General features: G+C 72.1%; 14 protein-coding genes. 7 read left to right on the top strand and 7 right to left on the bottom strand.

Annotation, left to right across the window (positions count from 1 at the left end; genetic code table 11):
• Window positions 1-108: 108 nt before the first annotated feature.
• Window positions 109-819 carry an NADPH-dependent F420 reductase gene (gene npdG, locus ACFYPA_RS13155; RefSeq protein WP_359081211.1) on the top strand — a complete coding sequence of 237 codons (711 nt, stop codon included), beginning with the start codon at window positions 109-111 and terminating at the stop codon, window positions 817-819.
• Between the two features lie 88 nt (window positions 820-907).
• On the top strand, window positions 908-1090 hold the full coding sequence (locus ACFYPA_RS13160; protein WP_359081210.1) for a hypothetical protein: 183 nt from the start codon (window positions 908-910) through the stop codon (window positions 1088-1090).
• Between the two features lie 13 nt (window positions 1091-1103).
• Here ACFYPA_RS13160 and ACFYPA_RS13165 read toward each other — a convergent pair whose 3' ends face one another.
• Window positions 1104-1901: a site-2 protease family protein gene (locus tag ACFYPA_RS13165; protein WP_389131629.1), complete on the bottom strand. Its 798-nt coding sequence runs from the start codon at window positions 1899-1901 to the stop codon at window positions 1104-1106.
• A 202-nt stretch (window positions 1902-2103) separates the two neighbouring features.
• Between ACFYPA_RS13165 and ACFYPA_RS13170 the strand changes: the two genes are divergently transcribed.
• A complete protein-coding gene (locus ACFYPA_RS13170; RefSeq protein ID WP_389131736.1) occupies window positions 2104-5421 on the top strand; it encodes an ATP-binding protein in 3318 nt (1105 codons plus the stop codon).
• Window positions 5422-5451: 30 nt separating this feature from the next.
• Here the strand turns inward: ACFYPA_RS13170 and ACFYPA_RS13175 are convergent, their stop codons facing one another.
• The 3 genes from ACFYPA_RS13175 to panB form a co-directional block, all read right to left on the bottom strand.
• Complete coding sequence (locus ACFYPA_RS13175) at window positions 5452-6309, bottom strand: ABC transporter permease (RefSeq protein ID WP_359081206.1); 858 nt, start codon at window positions 6307-6309, stop codon at window positions 5452-5454.
• Window positions 6306-7325 carry an ATP-binding cassette domain-containing protein gene (locus ACFYPA_RS13180; protein WP_389131739.1) on the bottom strand — a complete coding sequence of 340 codons (1020 nt, stop codon included), beginning with the start codon at window positions 7323-7325 and terminating at the stop codon, window positions 6306-6308. The genes ACFYPA_RS13175 and ACFYPA_RS13180 overlap by 4 nt, the downstream gene beginning before the upstream one ends.
• A gap of 218 nt (window positions 7326-7543) precedes the next feature.
• The gene (gene panB / locus ACFYPA_RS13185; protein WP_359081204.1) at window positions 7544-8431 is read right to left on the bottom strand and encodes a 3-methyl-2-oxobutanoate hydroxymethyltransferase; all 888 of its coding nucleotides are present in this window, start codon (window positions 8429-8431) and stop codon (window positions 7544-7546) included.
• A gap of 187 nt (window positions 8432-8618) precedes the next feature.
• Here panB and ACFYPA_RS13190 point away from each other — a divergent pair, with 187 nt between their 5' ends.
• The 4 genes from ACFYPA_RS13190 to ACFYPA_RS13205 all read left to right on the top strand — a co-directional run bounded on the left by ACFYPA_RS13190 (window position 8619) and on the right by ACFYPA_RS13205 (window position 13706).
• Complete coding sequence (locus tag ACFYPA_RS13190; RefSeq protein ID WP_359318569.1) at window positions 8619-10223, top strand: MFS transporter; 1605 nt, start codon at window positions 8619-8621, stop codon at window positions 10221-10223.
• 82 nt (window positions 10224-10305) lie between these two features.
• On the top strand, window positions 10306-11058 hold the full coding sequence (locus ACFYPA_RS13195; protein ID WP_359081200.1) for a TetR/AcrR family transcriptional regulator: 753 nt from the start codon (window positions 10306-10308) through the stop codon (window positions 11056-11058).
• 191 nt (window positions 11059-11249) lie between these two features.
• Window positions 11250-12272 (top strand): endonuclease/exonuclease/phosphatase family protein, encoded by a 1023-nt coding sequence (locus ACFYPA_RS13200; RefSeq protein ID WP_389131634.1) that lies wholly within the window; start codon window positions 11250-11252, stop codon window positions 12270-12272.
• A gap of 222 nt (window positions 12273-12494) precedes the next feature.
• Window positions 12495-13706: an MFS transporter gene (locus ACFYPA_RS13205; RefSeq protein ID WP_359081196.1), complete on the top strand. Its 1212-nt coding sequence runs from the start codon at window positions 12495-12497 to the stop codon at window positions 13704-13706.
• A gap of 56 nt (window positions 13707-13762) precedes the next feature.
• On the opposite strand, the gene ACFYPA_RS13210 is transcribed toward ACFYPA_RS13205, so the two are convergent.
• From ACFYPA_RS13210 to ACFYPA_RS13220, 3 genes are all read right to left on the bottom strand, one after another.
• A complete protein-coding gene (locus ACFYPA_RS13210; RefSeq protein WP_359081195.1) occupies window positions 13763-14404 on the bottom strand; it encodes a hypothetical protein in 642 nt (213 codons plus the stop codon).
• Window positions 14405-14907: 503 nt separating this feature from the next.
• Entirely contained in the window at window positions 14908-16662 is a 1755-nt protein-coding gene (locus tag ACFYPA_RS13215) for an NAD+ synthase (protein WP_359081193.1), read from the bottom strand.
• A gap of 79 nt (window positions 16663-16741) precedes the next feature.
• On the bottom strand, window positions 16742-18298 hold the full coding sequence (locus ACFYPA_RS13220; RefSeq protein ID WP_389131638.1) for a multicopper oxidase family protein: 1557 nt from the start codon (window positions 18296-18298) through the stop codon (window positions 16742-16744).
• Between the last annotated feature and the right edge of the window lie 40 nt (window positions 18299-18338).

Here is an 18338-nt window from a genome sequence, read left to right on the forward strand (position 1 = left end):
ACGGGCGAACGGCGGCGGATCCATCCGTACGAGATCGCGTACGAAGGCCCGTCCCACTGGCCGAGGACACACCGTCCCGTCCTCGTACCTGGCAGTAGTGTCGGGGCCATGACTACGAATGACAGCGGCAGCGCTCCCAAGCCCCCCGCCAAGGACCCCTGGGACCTCCCCGACGTCTCCGGCCTGACCATCGGCGTCCTCGGCGGCACCGGACCGCAGGGCCGCGGGCTCGCCTACCGGTTCGCCCGCGCCGGACAGTCCGTGATCATCGGCTCCCGTGCGGCGGACCGCGCCGAGGCCGCCGCCGACGAGCTCGGCCACGGGGTCCGCGGCGCGGACAACGCCGCCTGCGCGCGCGACAGCGACGTCGTGATCGTCGCCGTGCCGTGGGACGGGCACGCCAAGACCCTGGAGTCCCTGCGCGACGAGCTCGTCGGCAAGCTCGTCATCGACTGCGTCAACCCGCTCGGCTTCGACAAGAAGGGCGCCTTCGCGCTGAAGCCCGAGGAGGGCAGTGCCGCCGAGCAGGCCGCCGCCCTGCTGCCCGAGTCGCGCGTCACCGCCGCCTTCCACCACCTCTCGGCGGTACTGCTCCAGGACGAGACGATCGAGGAGATCGACACCGACGTGCTCGTGCTGGGCGAGGCCCGCGCCGACACCGACATCGTCCAGGCACTGGCAGGCCGCATCCCGGGGATGCGCGGCATCTTCGCGGGCCGGCTCCGGGGCGCCCACCAGGTCGAGTCGCTCGTCGCCAACCTGATCTCGGTCAACCGCCGCTACAAGGCCCACGCGGGTCTGCGCGCCACCGACGTCTGAGCCGGCCGCGCCACCCTGCTCGGAGCGGCCGGGGGCATGGGGGACACTGGACGGGACCACGCATCACCCCCCGACAGGAGCCACCCCCATGCCCCGCCTCGCTCTCTACGCCATCGCCGTCTGCGTCCTCGCCGTCGCGGCGGCCGTGATCTCCTTCGTGCAGGGCAGCTGGCTCCTCGGGATCGTCTGGGTGCTGCTGGTCGGACTCTCGTCCAACATGTCCTGGTACTACGTACGCAGGCAGCGCGCGGTGAACGCCCAGGGCGCGTAGGGCGTCGGGGCGCCTAGCCGGCCGTCGCGCAGAACGGGTTCGCCGTCTGCCAGAACCGGTAGGCGTCGAGACCGCAGTCCGACTGGGACCTGCTGACGCCGAGCGACCCCAGTACCCCGTCGATCGCGTCGAAGAAGGCCGCGTTCACCTCGGGCACCCACAGCAGACCGAAGACCGCGATCAGCCCGTAGGGCGCGAAGGGCTCCACCGTGCGTCGGAGCGAGTGCGAGAGCCACGGTTCGATCACTCCGTAACCGTCCAGGCCCGGCACCGGCAGCGAGTTCAGGATCGCCGCCGTCACCTGGAGCAGCGCCAGGAAGGCCAGCGCGTTCCGGAAGGGGCCGGGGACACCGTCCAGCGCGTCCAGCCAGAACGGCGCGGTGCACACCAGGGCGAACAGGACGTTCGTCAGCGGGCCCGCCGCCGAGATCAGGCTGTGCCGCCAGCGGCCCCGGATCCGGCCCCGCTCGATGAAGACCGCGCCACCGGGCAGCCCGATCCCACCCATGATCACGAACAGCACGGGCAGCACGATGCTCAGCAGCGCGTGCGTGTACTTCAAGGGGTTCAGCGTGAGGTAGCCCTTGGCGCCGATGGAGATGTCGCCGCTGTGCAGCGCCGTCCGGGCGTGGGCGTACTCATGGAGACAGAGCGAGACGATCCACGCCGCGGTGACGAACAGGAACGTGGCGAAGCCCGGCTGCTCGGCGAAGTCCGTCCACACCGCCCAGCCGGAGACCGCCGTCACGGCGGCGATCCCGAGGAAGACCGGGCTGATCCGCCGGTCGCTGCGGGCTGGTGCGGAGGTCATCGGCGGGCTCCTGGTGGCTGCGGGGAAGGCGGGAGCGGGCGGGCGGCGAGCCCCGACCGTACAGGCGACACGCGGAAAACGTCTGGCATCGGGCCGGTGGTTCCACGAAGGTGGGGGCATGGCGGGCAGTGGCACGGGCGGGGCGAGCGGGTACGGCCGGGTGGCGGTGGATGACCCGGCCCCCGTCGCGGACAATGGGCGCGTGCGCTACGGCATCCTCGGTACCACCCAGGCACTTCGCGACGACGGCACGGCCGTCGTCATCGGCGGGGCGCGGCTGCGCGCCCTGCTCGCCGTGCTCGCCCTGCGCACCGGCCGGACGGTGCCCGTCGCGGTGCTCGTCGACGAGGTGTGGGACGGCGACCCGCCGGCCGACGCGCCCGGCGCCCTGCAGGCGCTCGTGGGCCGGCTCCGGCGGGCGCTCGGCCATGCGGCGGTCGCCTCCGTGGACAACGGCTACCGGTTGGCCGCCGAACCCGACAGCGTCGACCTGTACCGCTTCGAGCGCCTCGCGGGGGAGGGCGTGCGCGCTCTGGGGGCCGGCGATCCGGCGAAGGCCCTGAGCGTCCTCGACGACGCGCTCGGTCTCTGGCGGGGGCCGGTCCTGGCCGACCTTCCCGACCGGGACGCCGTCGCGGCCCGCTGGACCGCCCGCCGCCTCGACGCCCGCCGGACCAGGCTCACCGCGGCGCTCGCGCTCGGCCGGGCCGACGAGGCGCTGCCGGAGCTGGCCGCGCTCTGCGACGAGCACCCCATCGACGAACCGCTCCAGGCGCTGCGGCTGCGGGCCCTGCGCGACGCCGGGCGCACGGCCCAGGCGCTGGCCGCGTACGACGAGGTGCGCACTGTCCTCGCCGACCGGCTCGGCACCGACGCCGGGCCCGAACTGAGCGCGCTGCACGCCGAACTGCTCCGCCAGGAACCGGCCCGCCCGGCCCCGCGCCCGGCTCCCCGCACCCCCGCCCCGGCTGTCCCGCAGGGCAACCTCCGGGCCAGGCTCACGAGCTTCGTCGGACGCGAGCACGACATCGAAGCCCTGCGCGGCGACCTCGCGCGGGGCCGGCTCGTCACCCTGCTCGGACCCGGCGGGGCGGGCAAGACCCGGCTCTCCCAGGAGACCGCCGAATCCTTCGACGCCGCGTCCTGGCCGGACGGCGTCTGGCTGGCCGAACTCGCGCCCGTCGACGACCCCGAAGCGGTGCCGGAGGCGGTCCTCGGCGCACTCGGCGCCCGCGAGACCGTGCTGCGCGGCGCCGGCGCCGAGGAGCTCCGGGCCGCCGAACGAGGGGCGGGCGAACCGCTCTCCCGGCTCACCGACCACTGCTCCCGGCGCCGCATGCTGCTGCTCCTGGACAACTGCGAGCACGTCATCGAGGCCGCCGCCGCTCTCGCCGACCACCTGCTGGCCCGCTGCCCGGGGCTCACCGTCCTCGCCACCAGCCGCGAACCCCTCGGCGTACCGGGCGAGTTCGTCCGGCCCGTGGAACCGCTGCCCGACCCGACCGCCCTGCGCCTGCTGGCCGAGCGCGGCGCCGCCGCACTGCCCGGCTTCCGTGTCGACGCAGACGAGGCGACGGCCGCCGCCACCGCCGAGATCTGCCGCCGCCTGGACGGGCTGCCCCTCGCCATCGAACTCGCCGCCGCCCGGCTGCGGATGCTCACCCCGCAGCAGATCGCCGACCGCCTCGACGACAGGTTCCGGCTGCTGACCAACGGCAGCCGCACCGTCCTGCCGCGCCAGCAGACCCTGCGGGCCGTCGTCGACTGGTCCTGGGATCTCCTCGCCGAGGACGAACGCACCACCCTGCGCCGGTTGTCCGTCTTCGCCGGCGGCTGCACCCTCGAAGCGGCCGAGGCGGTCTGCGCGGACGGGCCGCGGCAGGCGCGGGAGGTCGCCGGGCTGCTCGGCTCCCTCGTCGACAAGTCCCTGGTCGTCGCCGCACCCGCGACGGACGGCCAGATGCGCTACCGCCTCCTGGAGACCGTCGGCGAGTACGCGGCGCAGCGGCTCGACGAGGCGGGGGAGCGGGACGCCGTCGAACGCCAGCACCTCGTGCACTTCAGGGAGCTGGCCCGGACCACCGACCCCCTGCTCCGCGGCTCCGGACAGCGCGCCGCCATCGATCTTTTCCAGCGCGAGTACGAGAACCTGCGCACCGCGCTGCGGCACGCCGTCGCCGCGCGGGACGAGCAGGAGGCGCTGTGCCTGGTGATCTCGCTCTCCTGGTACTGGCAGATACGCAATCTGCGCAGCGACGCCCTGCACTGGGCCGACGCCGCGGCGGCCCTCGGGCCCGACCCGTTCGCCCCGCCCGTGGAACGCGCACCCTCCCTCCACGAACGCTGCACCGACGCACCCCCGCCCATGGGTCCCGAACTGCTCCAGGAGGCGCGGCGCCAGGTGGGGCTGGTCCAGCTGGTCAGCATGGACCACGCGATGGACGAGTGGACGAACGAGGCCAGCATGGAGCGGCTGCGGGGGATCGTCGCCGCGTACCAGGTCGGCCAGCCGCAGACCTGCCGGAGCCCCGCTTCGCTCTGGTTCTTCGCCGTCATGCTGACCGGGGGTGTCGCGGACCTGCGGCATCTGCTGGACGAAACAGTCCGCGCCGCACGGGAGTTCGCCTTCGAGTGGGAGCTCGCCGCAGCACTCCAGATGCGCGCCAACATCCTGGCCAACCGCCCCGACTGGGCGGGTGCGGCCCACGTGGACGCCGCCGAGAGCCTGGAGATCTTCAGCCGTCTCGGCGACGACTGGGGCATGGCAGAGGCGCTCTCCTCACGCGGCGAGGCGAACGAGAAGGCGGGCGATCACACCCGGGCGGCCGAGGACTACCAGGCCGCGATCGGCTACGCGGAGAAACTCGGCGCCCTGGCCCAGGTGTCGGTGCTCCGCACCCGGTACGCCTCCGCGCTCACCGAGCTCGGCCGCGGCACGGAGGCCGAGGCGATCCTGCGTCAGGTGCTCGAGGACGAGCGGCACGCGGGGCACGAGGCGCGGCCCGCCGCCCGGCTCTTCCTGGCCCTGTGGCTGGGCCGCTCCGGCCGGATCGCAGAGGCGCGCGAGCAGTTCACCGAACTGCTCGAGGAGTTCAGGTCCCAGACCATGGCGATCTTCGAGGGGTTCGTGCTGGGCGGCCTGGCCTGGCTGGACAACCTGGACGGCGACTACGCCGGCGGGCTGGACCGGGGCCGGCAGGCGCTGGCGCGCCTGGGTGACCCGCTGACGCAGATGGTGGCGCCCCAGATGGCGGTGATCCACCTGGTCACGGTGGCGTGGGCGCTGGGCGGCCTCGGCAGGGAGCGGGGGGCGCTGCTCGGTGCGCGGCTGCTGGCCGCCGGCCGGGCGCTGCTGCCGCAGGAGCACTTCCTGACGGCGATGGAGCGGCAGAACTTCGAGTGCGCCGAGGCGCTGGTCCGTGCCGTGCTCGATGACGCCGCCTACGAGGCCGCGTACGCCGAGGGCGGCGGCCTCTCCCTGGAGGAGGCCACCGCCCTCGTGGACGCGTACCGGGACTGAGAGGCTCCGAACCCCCTCCGGTCGGGGCCGTCAGGACTTCTTGCGGAACTTGGACACCGCGAGCGGGGCCATGACCGCCGTGATGACCACGGTCCAGCCGAGCGTCAGCCAGACCGAGTCGCCGAGCGGGCTGCCCATCATCAGACCCCGGGCCGCGTCGGCCAGGTTGGACAGCGGGTTGTAGTCGGTGAAGGTCTGGAGCCAGCCGGGCATCGTCGTGGGCGGGGTGAAGATCGAGGAACCGAACTGGAGCGGCATCATCACGATCATCCCCATCCCCTGGACGGCCTGGGCCGTCTTCATGGCCAGTCCGAGCAGGATGAAGATCCACATGATGGCGGCGCCGAAGGCCGCCGCCAGCGCGATGGCGCCGATCAGCCCGAGCACCGACCCGTGGAGCTCCAGGCCGAGCGCGAAGCCCATGCCCAGCAGGATGAGCGTGGCGACCATCATCCGGCCGAGCTCGACCACGATCTTCGCGATGAGTACCGAGGAACGGGCGATCGGCATCGTACGGAACCGGTCCATGACCCCCTTGCGGAAGTCGTCGTTGACACCGGAGCCGACCGCCATGGCGATGTTCATGCCCATCATCGCCATCAGGCCGGGGATCAGGTAGTTCAGGTACTCCTGCCGGCCGCCGCCCATGCTGCCGCCGACGGCGCCGCCGAAGACGTACACGAACAGCAGGACGAAGATCACCGGCATCAGGAGCGCGTCGAACATCGACTCCGGATCCTTCTTGATCTGGAGCAGATTGCGCCGCACCAGCGCCCCGATGTGGCGCAGGTTGTTCCGCAGTCCGATCCGGCCCTCGTCATGGACCTTCACGGCCGGGGCGGCCGCGGCTGCGTCGGTGGGGGCGGGCGTCAGAGTCGTCGTGCTCATGCCGCGACCTCCTGGGGAATCGTGTCGGTGACGGTGGCCTTGTCGCCGGTGATGGCGAGGAACACCTCGTCCAGGCTGGGCAGCGCGGTGGCGACGTGCGCCAGCGAGAAGCCCCGGGTGCCGAGCAGGCCGATGACGGCGGTGAGCTGCTCGTCGCTGAGGATCGGTACGTAGAGCAGTCCCTCGTCCGGGACGGCCTGCGCGCCCGCCACGCCGTCGAGACCGGCCTCGCGGATCGCCTGGGCCATCGCGGCCAGTTCGGCCGGGTCGGAGGGGCGGATCTGCAGGGTGCGGCCGCCGACCTTGGCCTTCAGCTCGTCGACGCCGCCGCGGGCGATGATCTTGCCCTTGTCGATGACGGTGAGCTCACTGGCGAGCTGTTCGGCCTCTTCCATGTACTGGGTGGTGAGCAGCACGGTCGCCCCCTCCGCGACCATCCTCTGCACCTCGTCCCAGACCTCGTTACGGGTACGGGGGTCGAGCCCCGTCGTCGGCTCGTCCAGATAGAGGACGGCCGGACTGCCGATCATGGAGGCGGCGAGGTCCAGCCGGCGGCGCATACCGCCGGAGTACTCCATCGCGGCCTTCTTCGCCGCGTCGGTGAGCGAGAAGCGCTCCAGCAGCTCGTCGGCGCGCGAACGGGCCTTCGTGCGCGGCAGATCGAGCAGCCGCCCGATCATGTAGAGGTTCTCCCAGCCGGAGAGCTTCTCGTCGACCGAGGCGTACTGCCCGGTCAGGCCGATGGTGCGGCGCAGGGCGCGGGGCTGCTTCACCACGTCGTAGCCCGCCACGACCGCGTGTCCGGCGTCGGGCTGGATCAGGGTGGACAGGACCCGTACGAGGGTCGTCTTGCCGGCGCCGTTGGGGCCGAGCACGCCGAGGACGGTGCCCTCGCGGACATCGAGGTCCACGCCGTCCAGAGCCTTGGTCGAGCCGTAGTGCTTGACCAGCCCCCGTACCTCGACGGCGTTCGTGCCGTTCCTGGGGTTCTTGTCGATTCGCGTCATGTCCACCATCAGACCAGCCGCCACCGACAACGCACCGACAGTCCGCCGACAGCGGGCGACAGCCCGCCGATGGGGGATGTCGGCGGGCTGTCGGTGGTGCGGCAGTGGCTGCGCGGTCCTCGTGGCCGTGGGGCCGGCCCCAGGTCCTGTCCGGAGTTCCCCGTCTGCGCCCCGACCGCCGCTGCGCCCGCGCTTCGCGCGGACGAGCGGGACTTTCGAAACACGCCCTAGTGGAAGGTGTGCTCGGGCGCCGGGAACGTGCCGCCGACGACCTCGTCCGCGTACGCCTTCGCGGCGTCGCCGAGGATCTGGCGCAGGTCGGCGTACTGCTTGGTGAAGCGCGGCACCTTGCCGCCGGTCAGACCGACCATGTCGGTGTAGACCAGCACCTGCGCGTCGGTGTCGGGGCCGGCCCCGATGCCGATGGTCGGGATGTGCAGGATGCGGGTGACCTCGGCGGCCAGTTCGGCCGGTACGAGTTCGAGGACGACGGCGAACGCGCCCGCGTCCTGGACGGCCTTGGCGTCGCGCAGCATCTGCTGGGCGGCCTCCTCGCCGCGGCCCTGTACGCGGTAGCCCATCGCGTTGACGGACTGCGGGGTCAGGCCGATGTGGGCCATCACCGGGATGCCGGCGTCGACCAGGAGCTTGATCTGCTCGTGGCTGCGCTCGCCGCCCTCCAGCTTGACCGCGCCGACGCCGGACTCCTTGATCAGCCGGGTGGCGTTGCGCAGGGCCTGGACGGGACTCTCCTGGTAGGAGCCGAAGGGCAGGTCGGCGACGATCAGGGCGCGCTTGGTGCCCCGGACGACGGCGGCGGACAGGATGGCGATCTCGTCCATCGTGACGGGCACGGTGGTCTCGTAGCCGAGGTGACAGTTGCCCATGGAGTCGCCGACGAGCATGACCGGAATGCCGGCCTCGTCGAAGACGGACGCGGTCATCGCGTCGTAGGCGGTGAGCATGGGCCACTTCTCGCCGCGCGCGGTGGCGGCGGCGATGTCGTGGACGGTGACGCGGCGGTTGCTCTTGCCTCCGTACAGCGCCTTGCTGCTGTCGGAGGGGGCTCCCGCGGGGGAGGTGGGGGACTGGTCGTGCGCAGCCTGAAGCGACATTGCCAACGGCTCCTTCGTCATCTCGAGGCGCCCTGACGGCGTCCCCGGATCGCCTCCATGGTGGCATCCCGGAGCCGTTCACGGGAAGTGGGCCCGCCGTACGGGGTGGCACCGGGTGTCAGGGCGGCCCGGTAAAGACTTTCCAATACGAGACGGTCTCGTATTGAAATGAGGGTACGTTCGGGCCATGTCCATACCGTCCGGCGCGCCCGCCGCCGTTCCCCAGGTCCCCGAGGCGGTCCACCGCCGCCGCTGGGCGATCCTCGCCGTCCTCATGTTCAGCCTGCTCATCGTCGTGCTCGACAACTCGATCCTGAACGTCGCCGTCAAGACGATCGCGTCCCCCTCGCCCACCGGTCTGGGAGCCACCCAGAGCGAGCTGGAGTGGGCCATCAACTCCTACACACTCGTCTTCGCCGGTCTGCTCTTCACCGCGGGCCTGCTCGGCGACCGCATCGGACGCAAGAAGGTCCTGCTCTGCGGCATCGCTCTCTTCGGCGTGGGTTCCGCCTTCGCCGCCATGTCGGGATCGCCCGGCGAACTCATCACCTGGCGCGCCGTGATGGGCTTCGGCGCGGCCTTCGTCATGCCGGCCACGCTCGCCGTCCTGATGAACGTCTTCGAGCGCGACGAGCAGCCCAAGGCCATCGGCATCTGGGCAGGCGGTGTCGGCCTCGGCATCGCGATCGGCCCGATCACCGGCGGTCTGCTCCTCGAACACTTCTGGTGGGGCTCGATCTTCCTGGTCAACGTGCCCGTCGTGGTCATCGCGCTGATCGCCATGCTGGTGCTCGTACCGGACTCCAGGGATCCTAAGCCGGGCCGCCTCGACCCGATCGGTGTGGCGCTCTCCGTCATCGGCCTGGTGCTGCTCGTGTACGGCATCATCCGCGGCGGCGAACTCGCCGACTTCACCGACACCACCGTGCTCCTGCCGGTCATCGGCGGCCTGGCCGTCCTGGTCGTGTTCGTCCTCCACGAGAAGCGCAGCAGCAGCCCGGCCATCGACATCTCGTACTTCAGGAAGCCCGCGTTCTCCGCCGCCGTCGCCGCCATCGCGCTGGTCTTCTTCGCGCTGATGGGTGTGACGTTCTTCTCCGCCTTCTACATGCAGAGCGTGCGCGGCTGGAGTGCCCTGCAGTCCGGGCTGCTGATCCTGCCGCTGGCCGTGGCGCAGATGGTCTTCGCGCCGCGGGCCCGGCTCGTGGTCGCACGGTTCGGCGCCCGTGCCGTGTGCACCGCGGGCATGCTGATGGTGGCCGTCGGGCTGGCGGCGTTCGCCCTGTTCGACGCCACGACCCCGGTCTGGGTGATGTGCGTGGTCTTCTTCGTCCAGGGCACGGGCATGGCCCATGTGATGCCCCCGGTCACCGTCTCCGTAATGCAGGCGCTGCCCCGGGAGAAGGCCGGATCGGGCTCGGCCGTCAACAACGTGTTCCGCCAGGTCGGCGGCGCGCTGGGGATCGCCGTCCTCGGCTCGGTGCTGTCCACCGTCTACCGAGGCGACATCGAGGGGCACCTCGACGCCGTGCCGGCCGCGGCCAGGGATGTGGCGGGGGAGTCGATCGAGGCGACGCTCGGGGTCGCGGAGAGGATGGGCCCGGCGGGCACCCCGCTGGTGAGCGCCGCGCACGACGCGTTCATGGGTGCCATGCACGTCACCGCCATCGGTTCGGCCTGCGTGGCCCTGGTCGGGACGCTCGTGGTCGCCCTGTTCCTCCCCGGCCGGCCGCGCACCGGGACGGCGCCCGCGCAGGACGAGCGGACGGTGCCCGCGGACGCCGGGCGGTGAGGCCCGGGGGCCCTGCCGGGGCCCGAGGCGGCCGGGCACCTCCCGCGTCGGCGAGAATCGGGGTGGTGAAAGGTGGTTCCACGTGCAGGCTGAGGCATCGGACCGGTACGAACGGGTCCCCGGCGAGCAGGCCCGGCAGGCCCGCGAGGGCCGGGACCGGGACCCGCGCGGGGCAGACGGCCGGGACCCGGACCCGCACCCCGGAGACGATCGGGAGCCCCGCCGCGGCCGCCCCCGCAGCGCCGCCGCCGAGCGGTCCATCCTGGACGCCGTCGTCGATCTCCTGGAAGCCGGCGAACCCCTCGCCGGTCTGTCCATCGAGCGGATCGCCCGCACGGCCGGGGTCGGAAAAGCCACCATCTACCGGCGCTGGGCCGGCAAGGAGGAACTCTTCGTCGACGTCCTGCGCGAGATCGAGCCGGCGGAGCCCGACGTCTCCGGCACCGGGGGCCTGCACGACCTGCGCGTCCTGCTGGAGTCCATGCGCACCCGCGGACTCGCCCAGCGCTCCTCGGTCCTGCTGCACAACGTCTTCGCGCAGATGAAGAGCCACCCCAAGCTGTGGAGCGAGTACCAGTGCACCGTGATAGCCCCCCGCCGGGCCGCGATGCTCGCCGCCGTCGGCCGGGCCGTCGAGGCGGGTGAGCTGCGGGGCGACGTGGACGTGGAGCTGATGGACGACCTGTTCCTCGGCCCCATGCTCGTACGCACCATCCACCGGCCCGACGCGCCGCTGCCCGAGGACCTCGCCGACCGCATCATCCGCCTGCTGGTCGAGGGCCTCGGACCGGGCCGGGCCGTCACCGGACCGGGTGAAGCCGCAGGCCGCGGCTGACGCGCCCGGGGTCGGGCGAGTGTGATCGTTCTGTCACAAGCCGCCACAGACCCCTTGCGGCCGGAACCCTTCGTACCGCCCGGGTCGTCCTCGTGGCAGTACGGTCGTCGCCGACGGCCGGAAAGGCATCGCGCATCCCCTAGGGTCGTGGGGCGCGGCGATGTGTACGGCAAGGCAGTGAGGACAGCGCGATGGTGCAGGCGTACAGGGCGGACACCGGGAACGGCGGCGCGGGACCGCAGCGCACCGGATCTCGTCTCCGGGACCTGCGCGACAGACTGACCCGGGATCCCGGCATCTGGCGGCGCGGGATCGTCCTGGCCGGCTGCTCGGTCCTGCTGACCCTCGTGATGCTCCTGCACGCCCAGATCCCCAACACCATCGGCAACCTGGGCAGCCTCACCGAGACGTTCCTGCCGTGGTGCGCCGTCTTCGTCCCGGTCCTGCTGATCCTGGGCCTGGTGCGCCGCTCGGCGACCGCAGTGGTCGCCCTGCTGCTGCCGGTCCTGGTCTGGTTCAACGTCTTCGGCGGGCTGCTCACCGACAAGTCGGGCACCGGCGGCGACCTCACCGTCGCGACCCACAACGTCAACGCGGACAACCCCGATCCCGCCGGCACCGCCCAGCAGGTCGCCGGTTCGGGCGCCGACGTCGTCGCCCTTCAGGAGCTTCCCAGCGGCAAGGTCGCGGCGTACGAGTCGGCGCTCGCCGGCCGTTTCCGCTACCACTCCGTGCAGGGCACCGTCGGCGTGTGGAGCAAGTACCCCCTCAGCGACACCCGCCCGGTGGACATCAAGATGGGCTGGGTCCGCGCCATGCGGACCACCGTCACCACCCCCGAGGGCCCGGTCGCCGTCTACGTCGCGCACCTGCCCTCGGTCCGCGTCAAACTGCACGCCGGGTTCACCGCCAACCAGCGCGACCAGAGCGCGGACGCCCTCGGCGAGGCCATCTCCCACGAACCGCTGGAACGGGTCGCCCTGCTCGGCGACCTCAACGGGACCATGAACGACCGCTCGCTCAACGGGGTCACCGCCCAGATGCGCTCCACCCAGGGCGCGGCCGGTGACGGCTTCGGATTCAGCTGGCCCGCGTCGTTCCCGATGGCCCGGATCGACCAGATCATGGTGAAGGGCATCGAGCCGATGTCCTCGTGGACGCTTCCGGCCACGGACAGCGACCATCTCCCGATCGCCGCCCGCGTCAGACTGTGACGCAACGGTCCGTTTACCTCAGGGCCCCATTCGTCTGAGAGACTTTGTTCCGAACGGGAACAAGGTCGCCGGCGAGGAAGCCGGTCCGTCACCGTGCGATCCGGCCCCGGCCGGCCCGCGCCGGCGCACGGAAGACCGCGTTCCCTCCTGCCCTCCCGCTCCCCGAAGGCCCGCCGGGCCCCGCCGGGAGCGCACGGGCCCACGTCGGAAAGGTCTCTCTTCATGCCACTGGCTCTGCTCGCACTCGCGGTGAGCGCCTTCGGCATCGGTACTACGGAATTCGTGATGATGGGCCTGCTGCCCGACGTCGCGGACGATCTGGGCACCTCCGTCCCCACCGCGGGCTACCTCGTGTCGGCGTACGCGATCGGCGTGGTGCTCGGCGCCCCGCTGCTCACCGCCGTCGGCTCGCGCGTTCCTCGCAAGCGGATGCTCCTGCTGCTGATGGCGCTCTTCACCGTCGGCAACCTCGCCTCGGCGCTCGCCCCCGACTTCGGCTGGCTGATCGCCGGACGCCTGCTGGCCGGACTGCCGCACGGCGCGTTCTTCGGCGTCGGCGCGGTCGTCGCCACCCGGCTGGCCGCCGAGGGGCGCCAGGCCCGGGCCGTGGCGACGATGTTCCTCGGCCTGACCATCGCCAACGTCGTCGGCGTCCCCGCCGCCACGCTGCTCGGCCAGCACCTCGGCTGGCGGGCCACCTTCCTCGTGGTCGCGGCCATCGGGCTGTGCGCCATGGCCGCGCTCGCCCGCCTCGTCCCGCAGATCCCGGCCGAGGCGCACCGGCACGTCCGCCACGAGCTGCGGGCCCTGGGCAACCGCCAGGTCCTGCTCGGGCTCCTCACCGCCGTCTTCGGCTTCGCCGGGGTCTTCGCCGTGTACTCCTACCTCTCGGCCATGACGACCGAGGCGATGGGCTTCGGCGAATCCTCCGTGACGCTGGTGCTGGCTCTCTTCGGCATCGGCATGACCCTGGGCGCACTCGCCGCGGGGCCCCTCACGGACCGGGCACTGCGCCCCACGCTGTACGGGTCACTGGGCGCGCTCGCCGTCGTCCTGGTGGTCTTCCCCTTCGCCGCGCACGTGCAGTGGGCGGCGCTGGTGATGGTGGTGCTGCTGGGCGGAGTCGGCTTCATGACGACCACGCCGTTGCAGATGCTCGTCATGAACAAGGCCAAGGACGCCCCGACCCTGGCGTCCGCCTCCAACCACTCCGCCTTCAACCTGGCCAACGCGGGCGGTGCGTGGCTGGGCGGCATGGCCATCGCGGCAGGCTGGGGCTGGACCTCCCCGGCCCTGGTCGGCGCGGCCCTGACGCTGGCCGGACTCGCGGTCGCGGTCACGGCGGGCGTACTGGACCGCGACCGCACCCCGTCGCGGATCGTGGCCCGGGCGGCGGCGTCCACCCCGCGGAAGTCCGGAGCGGACGTGCACTGAACCGCCGCCCGCACCCCGCCACATCGAGCCGGCCGAGCGATCTCCGGTCCGCCCGGTCAGACGCCCGGGGGCAGGGTCGCGTTCGCCACCGTGTCCTGCGCCATCCGAGTGCGGTAGCACGGCGCCTGGTCGGCCGCCAGGTGGGTCGTCACGTACACCGCTCCGATCAGCCGGTACCGGGGATCGCCTGTGGCCAGGGCCTGGTGCTGCTGGTCGGCCGTGCCTACGACTCCCGTCCCGGGGGCGGCCGCCTCCGCGATCAGGAAGTCGGCGTACGGCTCGGCGTGCGCCGACAGTTCGTGATTGAGGATCTCGACGATCGTCCCCGCGAAGGTGGTCCTGGGGCTGGTCGTCAGCTTCACCACGATACTGAGGGCCGCCCCGGGGTTCGCCGCGAGCCACGCCCGCAGTGAAGCAGCCGTCTCCTCCGTCAGGTCGTGCTGCTCCCCTCCCGCCGGCACCCCGATCAGCTGGGTCGCCCCGACCGGCAACCGTTTCTGGGAGCCGTGCACGATGACGTTGGCTCCGGGCACGGCTCCCAGCTTGCCCAGCAGGGTCGTCCCCAGGGTCGCGGGCGCCGGCCACAACCCCCACGCCGCGTCGGCCGCGGCCGGAAGCCGGTCGCAGAGCGTGAGTTGGGCCTGGGCCGCCTGGTAGACCGGGTCGTTCGCGAACAGTCCCACGAACCGAATAGCCATGTTGAACTCCCCCCGCCAAGGGTGGGCGCCCCTACGCCCACCGCCCCCGACACCAGGTCCGGTGCGGAGCGGTCATCGTTCCACGCAGGCGTCCATCACGACAAGTGACGTGCGGGGAACGGTAGGTGAGGAGGTGTCAGTCCTCGGGCGAGGAAAGCGGGCGGGCCGGCCGGGGGAGCGAGCAGGTCATGTTCCTCATGGTGTCGGGTGAAAGCCGAAAAGCGGGCCCGCCCGGCGATGGAGGAGCAAGTCCTCGGCCGGGCGGGCCCTGAGGGCTGTCCCGTCATCCCTGGCGGGCGCACGACGACAGCTACGGCACCTCTCCCCCGTAGCCTCAACGGCACGGGGGGACCCCCTCCGTCGTCGGAACGCCCGAATGCATCCAGTATGCGGACGCCCCTCCGCCTTGCGACGCACCGCATCCGACGCCGCGCGCTGATCCACCAGGGATTACGGGACAGCTCTTGGCGGGAACGGCCCGGAGGCCACCCCGCCCCCCGGCGTCAGCCGGACTCGCGCCACCGGTTCGTGATCGGCAGCCGCCGGTCCTTGCCGAAGCCCTTGGGCGAGATCTTCGTGCCCGGCGGATACTGCCGCCGCTTGTACTCCGCCGTGTCCACCATCCGCAGCGTCTTGGCCACCAGCGCCGCGTCGAACCCGGCCGCGACGATCGCGTCGAGCCCCTGGTCCCGGTCGACGTACATCTCCAGGATCCGGTCCAGCACGTCGTAGTCGGGCAGCGAGTCCGTGTCGACCTGACCGGGACGCAGCTCCGCGCTGGGCGGCTTGGTGATGGAGGCCTCCGGGATCGGCGGCGTCTGCCCGCGCTCCTCGGCGGCGCGGTTGCGCCACTTCGCCAGCCGGAAGACCGACGTCTTGTACACGTCCTTGATCGGCCCGTACGCGCCGACGGAGTCCCCGTACAGCGTCGAGTAACCGACCGCCAGCTCCGACTTGTTGCCCGGAGCCAGGACGATCTGGCCCTCCTGGTTGGACACGGCCATCAGCATCGTGCCGCGCAGCCGCGACTGCAGGTTCTCCTCGGCGAGCCCGGTGAGCCCCAGCGACCCCATGTACGCGTCGAACATCGGCTCGATCGGTACGGTCCTGAAGTTCAGCCCGGTACGGCGCGCCAGCTCGGCCGCGTCACCCTTGGAGTGGTCCGAGGAGTACTTCGACGGCATCGAGATGCCGTACACGTGCTGCGCGCCCAGCGCGTCGCAGGCGATCGCCGCGACCAGCGCCGAGTCGATCCCGCCGGAGAGCCCGACCAGCACGCTGCTGAAGCCGTTCTTCGCCGCGTACGCCCGCAGGCCCACGACGAGCGCCGAGTACAGCTCCTCATCACCGTCGAGCCGGTCGGCATAGCCACCGGCCAGCTCCGCCTCGTACGCCGGCAGCGGCTCCTCGGAGAGGACCACGTGGTCGATCCGCAGCCCGTCGTTCACCACGCCGGACGGCGCCTCGGGTGAGGCGGCCGGCAGGTCGAGGTCCAGGATCACGCTGCCCTCGGCGAACTGCGGGGCGCGGGCGATCACCTCGCCGTCCTGGTCGACGACGATCGAGTCACCGTCGAAGACCAGCTCGTCCTGGCCGCCGATCATCGCGAGGTACGCGGTCGTGCAGCCGGCCTCCTGGGCCCGCTTGCGGACCAGCTCCAGCCGGGTGTCGTCCTTGTCCCGCTCGTACGGGGAGGCGTTGATCGACAGCAGCAGCCCGGCCCCGGCGGCGCGCGCGGCAGGCACCCGGCCGCCGTCCTGCCAGAGGTCCTCGCAGATCGCGAGCGCCACATCGATGCCGTGCACCCGCACGACGGGCATCGAGTCGCCCGGTACGAAGTACCGGAACTCGTCGAAGACGCCGTAGTTGGGCAGGTGGTGCTTGGCGAAGTTCAGCGCGATCCGCCCGCGGTGCAGCACCGCGGCGGCGTTCCGGGGCGACCCGGCGGGCTGGCCGTAGCGGGCCGCGGCGTGCTCGGAACGGTCGAGGTAGCCGACGACGACCGGGAGCTCCCCGAAGCCCTCCGCGTCCAGGCGCGCGGCGAGCGCACGCAGCGCCTCCCGCGACGCCTCGACGAAGGATGACCGCAGGGCCAGGTCCTCGACGGGGTAACCGGTCAGCACCATCTCGGGGAACGCCACGAGGTGGGCGCCCTGTTCGGCGGAGTGCCGGGTCCAGTGGAGGATCGACTCGGCGTTCTGGGCGAGATCGCCGACGGTCGAGTCGATCTGATTCAGTGCGAGGCGTAGTTGAGGCACGCCGCCCAGTGTAATCGTCTGACTGACGCGATGTCCTGGCGGGCCGTGCGAAAAGCGGCGCGGCCCGCCGGAAGAGCACTCAGCCGCGGTAGCCGAGGACCGTCATCATGCCCGCCTCCGCGTGGTACAGGTTGTGGCAGTGGAGCATCCACAGGCCCGGGTTGTCCGCGTCGAAGTCGACGGTCAGCGTCCGCCGGGGCAGCACGATCGCGGTGTCCTTACGGGCTCCGGAAGCGCCTCCGGTCAGCGCGAAGGTGTGCCCGTGCAGGTGGATGGGGTGCCACATGGCCGTCGGGTTGCGGAACTCCAGCCTGACCCGCTCCCCGGCCTTCACCGGATGGCGCTGGTCGGCGGTGTAAGGCTTCCGGTCGAAGGCCCAGTCGTACGCCTTCATGGAACCCGTCAGCCTCATCACCACCGTCCGGTCGGGCTTGCGGGCGGGCAGGGCGACGGAGGCGTCCGGGGCCAGCCGGCCGGCCGTCACCAGTTCGCCGTCCAGCTCCTTCGGCCGCACGGAGGCGCCGGGTGCCGCGCCGCCCCCGGTCCGCAGCAGGGCCATCGCGGAGGCGTTCTTGCCCTCGGCCAGCGCGGTCAGCGGGAACACCCCGTCCCCGGCGGTGACCAGCACGTCGTACCGCTCGCCCATCCCGAGCAGCAGGGCGTCCGTCCCGGTGTGCCGGACGGGGAAGCCGTCGGTGTGTGTCACCGTCATCCGGTGGCCGCCGAGCGCGACGCGGAAGGCGGTGTCGCCGCCCGCGTTGATGATCCGCAGCCGGATCCGGTCGCCCGGCCGTGCGAGGAAGGCGGACGGATCGTCGGCCGTACGGCCGTTGACCAGGTAGTACGGGTAGTCCACGTCTCCGGCGTCGCCGCCCAGCAGCTCACTGGTGGCGCCCATCAGCCTCCGCGAGGGCCCGTCGTTCGCGGGTGGGGCCGTCGCCGGCATGGCGTGCCCGGTGTGCCCGCGGCCCCCGGTGAGTTCCCGGAGCACCGCGTCGGGGGTCGAGCCGTCCACCCCGTCGACCCAGTCGTCCAGGACGACGACCCACTCCCTGTCGTAACTGAGTGGCTCCCTCGGGTCGTCCACGATCAGCGGTGCGTACAGCCCGCGGTCCAGCTGGACGCCCGAGTGCGGGTGGAGCCAGTACGTGCCGGGGTCGGGCACGGCGAACCGGTACGAGAAGGCCGTCCCCGCCCCGATCGCCCGCTGGGTCAGCCCGGGGACCCCGTCCATGTCGTTGCGCACGGAGAGCCCGTGCCAGTGCAGGGAGGTGGACTGCGGCAGGTGGTTGGCGAGCGTGAGCGCGAGCGTGTCGCCCGCGGTGACCCGGATCTCGCGCCCGGGGAGCCGGCCTCCGTACGCCCACGAGGTGACGGTGCGTCCGCCGCCCAGTTCGAGGCGGGACGGGGTCGCGATCAGGGTGGCCCTGCGCTCGGGGCCGGCGCCCCGCCGCCGCTCGGCCGCGGCGACCTCGGGGCCGTCGGGGGAGACATAGCCCTCGGGGGCGGTGGTGCCGGACGGTGCCGGATGATGCGTGGCGGAGTGGGACGCGGCGGCGCGGTCGGCGAGAACTCCCGTACCGGCAAGGGCGATCGAGGCGCCGAGCACGGCGCGGCGGGTAAGCTGAGCGGACATACCAGACAGATTACTCATGTCGGGCATGAGGGCGGCAATG

It is taken from the genome of Streptomyces sp. NPDC005775, from assembly GCF_042871565.1.
Taxonomy (GTDB): domain Bacteria; phylum Actinomycetota; class Actinomycetes; order Streptomycetales; family Streptomycetaceae; genus Streptomyces.

What these genes read in the sequence shown, in the direction of transcription:
- npdG (WP_359081211.1), top strand. Translation starts at nt 109, where the DNA reads ATGACTACGAATGACAGCGGCAGCGCTCCCAAGCCCCCCGCCAAGGAC.
- ACFYPA_RS13160 (WP_359081210.1), top strand. Translation starts at nt 908, where the DNA reads ATGCCCCGCCTCGCTCTCTACGCCATCGCCGTCTGCGTCCTCGCCGTC.
- ACFYPA_RS13165 (WP_389131629.1), bottom strand. Translation starts at nt 1,901, where the DNA reads ATGACCTCCGCACCAGCCCGCAGCGACCGGCGGATCAGCCCGGTCTTC.
- ACFYPA_RS13175 (WP_359081206.1), bottom strand. Translation starts at nt 6,309, where the DNA reads ATGAGCACGACGACTCTGACGCCCGCCCCCACCGACGCAGCCGCGGCC.
- ACFYPA_RS13180 (WP_389131739.1), bottom strand. Translation starts at nt 7,325, where the DNA reads ATGGTGGACATGACGCGAATCGACAAGAACCCCAGGAACGGCACGAAC.
- panB (WP_359081204.1), bottom strand. Translation starts at nt 8,431, where the DNA reads ATGTCGCTTCAGGCTGCGCACGACCAGTCCCCCACCTCCCCCGCGGGA.
- ACFYPA_RS13190 (WP_359318569.1), top strand. Translation starts at nt 8,619, where the DNA reads ATGTCCATACCGTCCGGCGCGCCCGCCGCCGTTCCCCAGGTCCCCGAG.
- ACFYPA_RS13200 (WP_389131634.1), top strand. Translation starts at nt 11,250, where the DNA reads ATGGTGCAGGCGTACAGGGCGGACACCGGGAACGGCGGCGCGGGACCG.
- ACFYPA_RS13205 (WP_359081196.1), top strand. Translation starts at nt 12,495, where the DNA reads ATGCCACTGGCTCTGCTCGCACTCGCGGTGAGCGCCTTCGGCATCGGT.
- ACFYPA_RS13210 (WP_359081195.1), bottom strand. Translation starts at nt 14,404, where the DNA reads ATGGCTATTCGGTTCGTGGGACTGTTCGCGAACGACCCGGTCTACCAG.
- ACFYPA_RS13220 (WP_389131638.1), bottom strand. Translation starts at nt 18,298, where the DNA reads ATGTCCGCTCAGCTTACCCGCCGCGCCGTGCTCGGCGCCTCGATCGCC.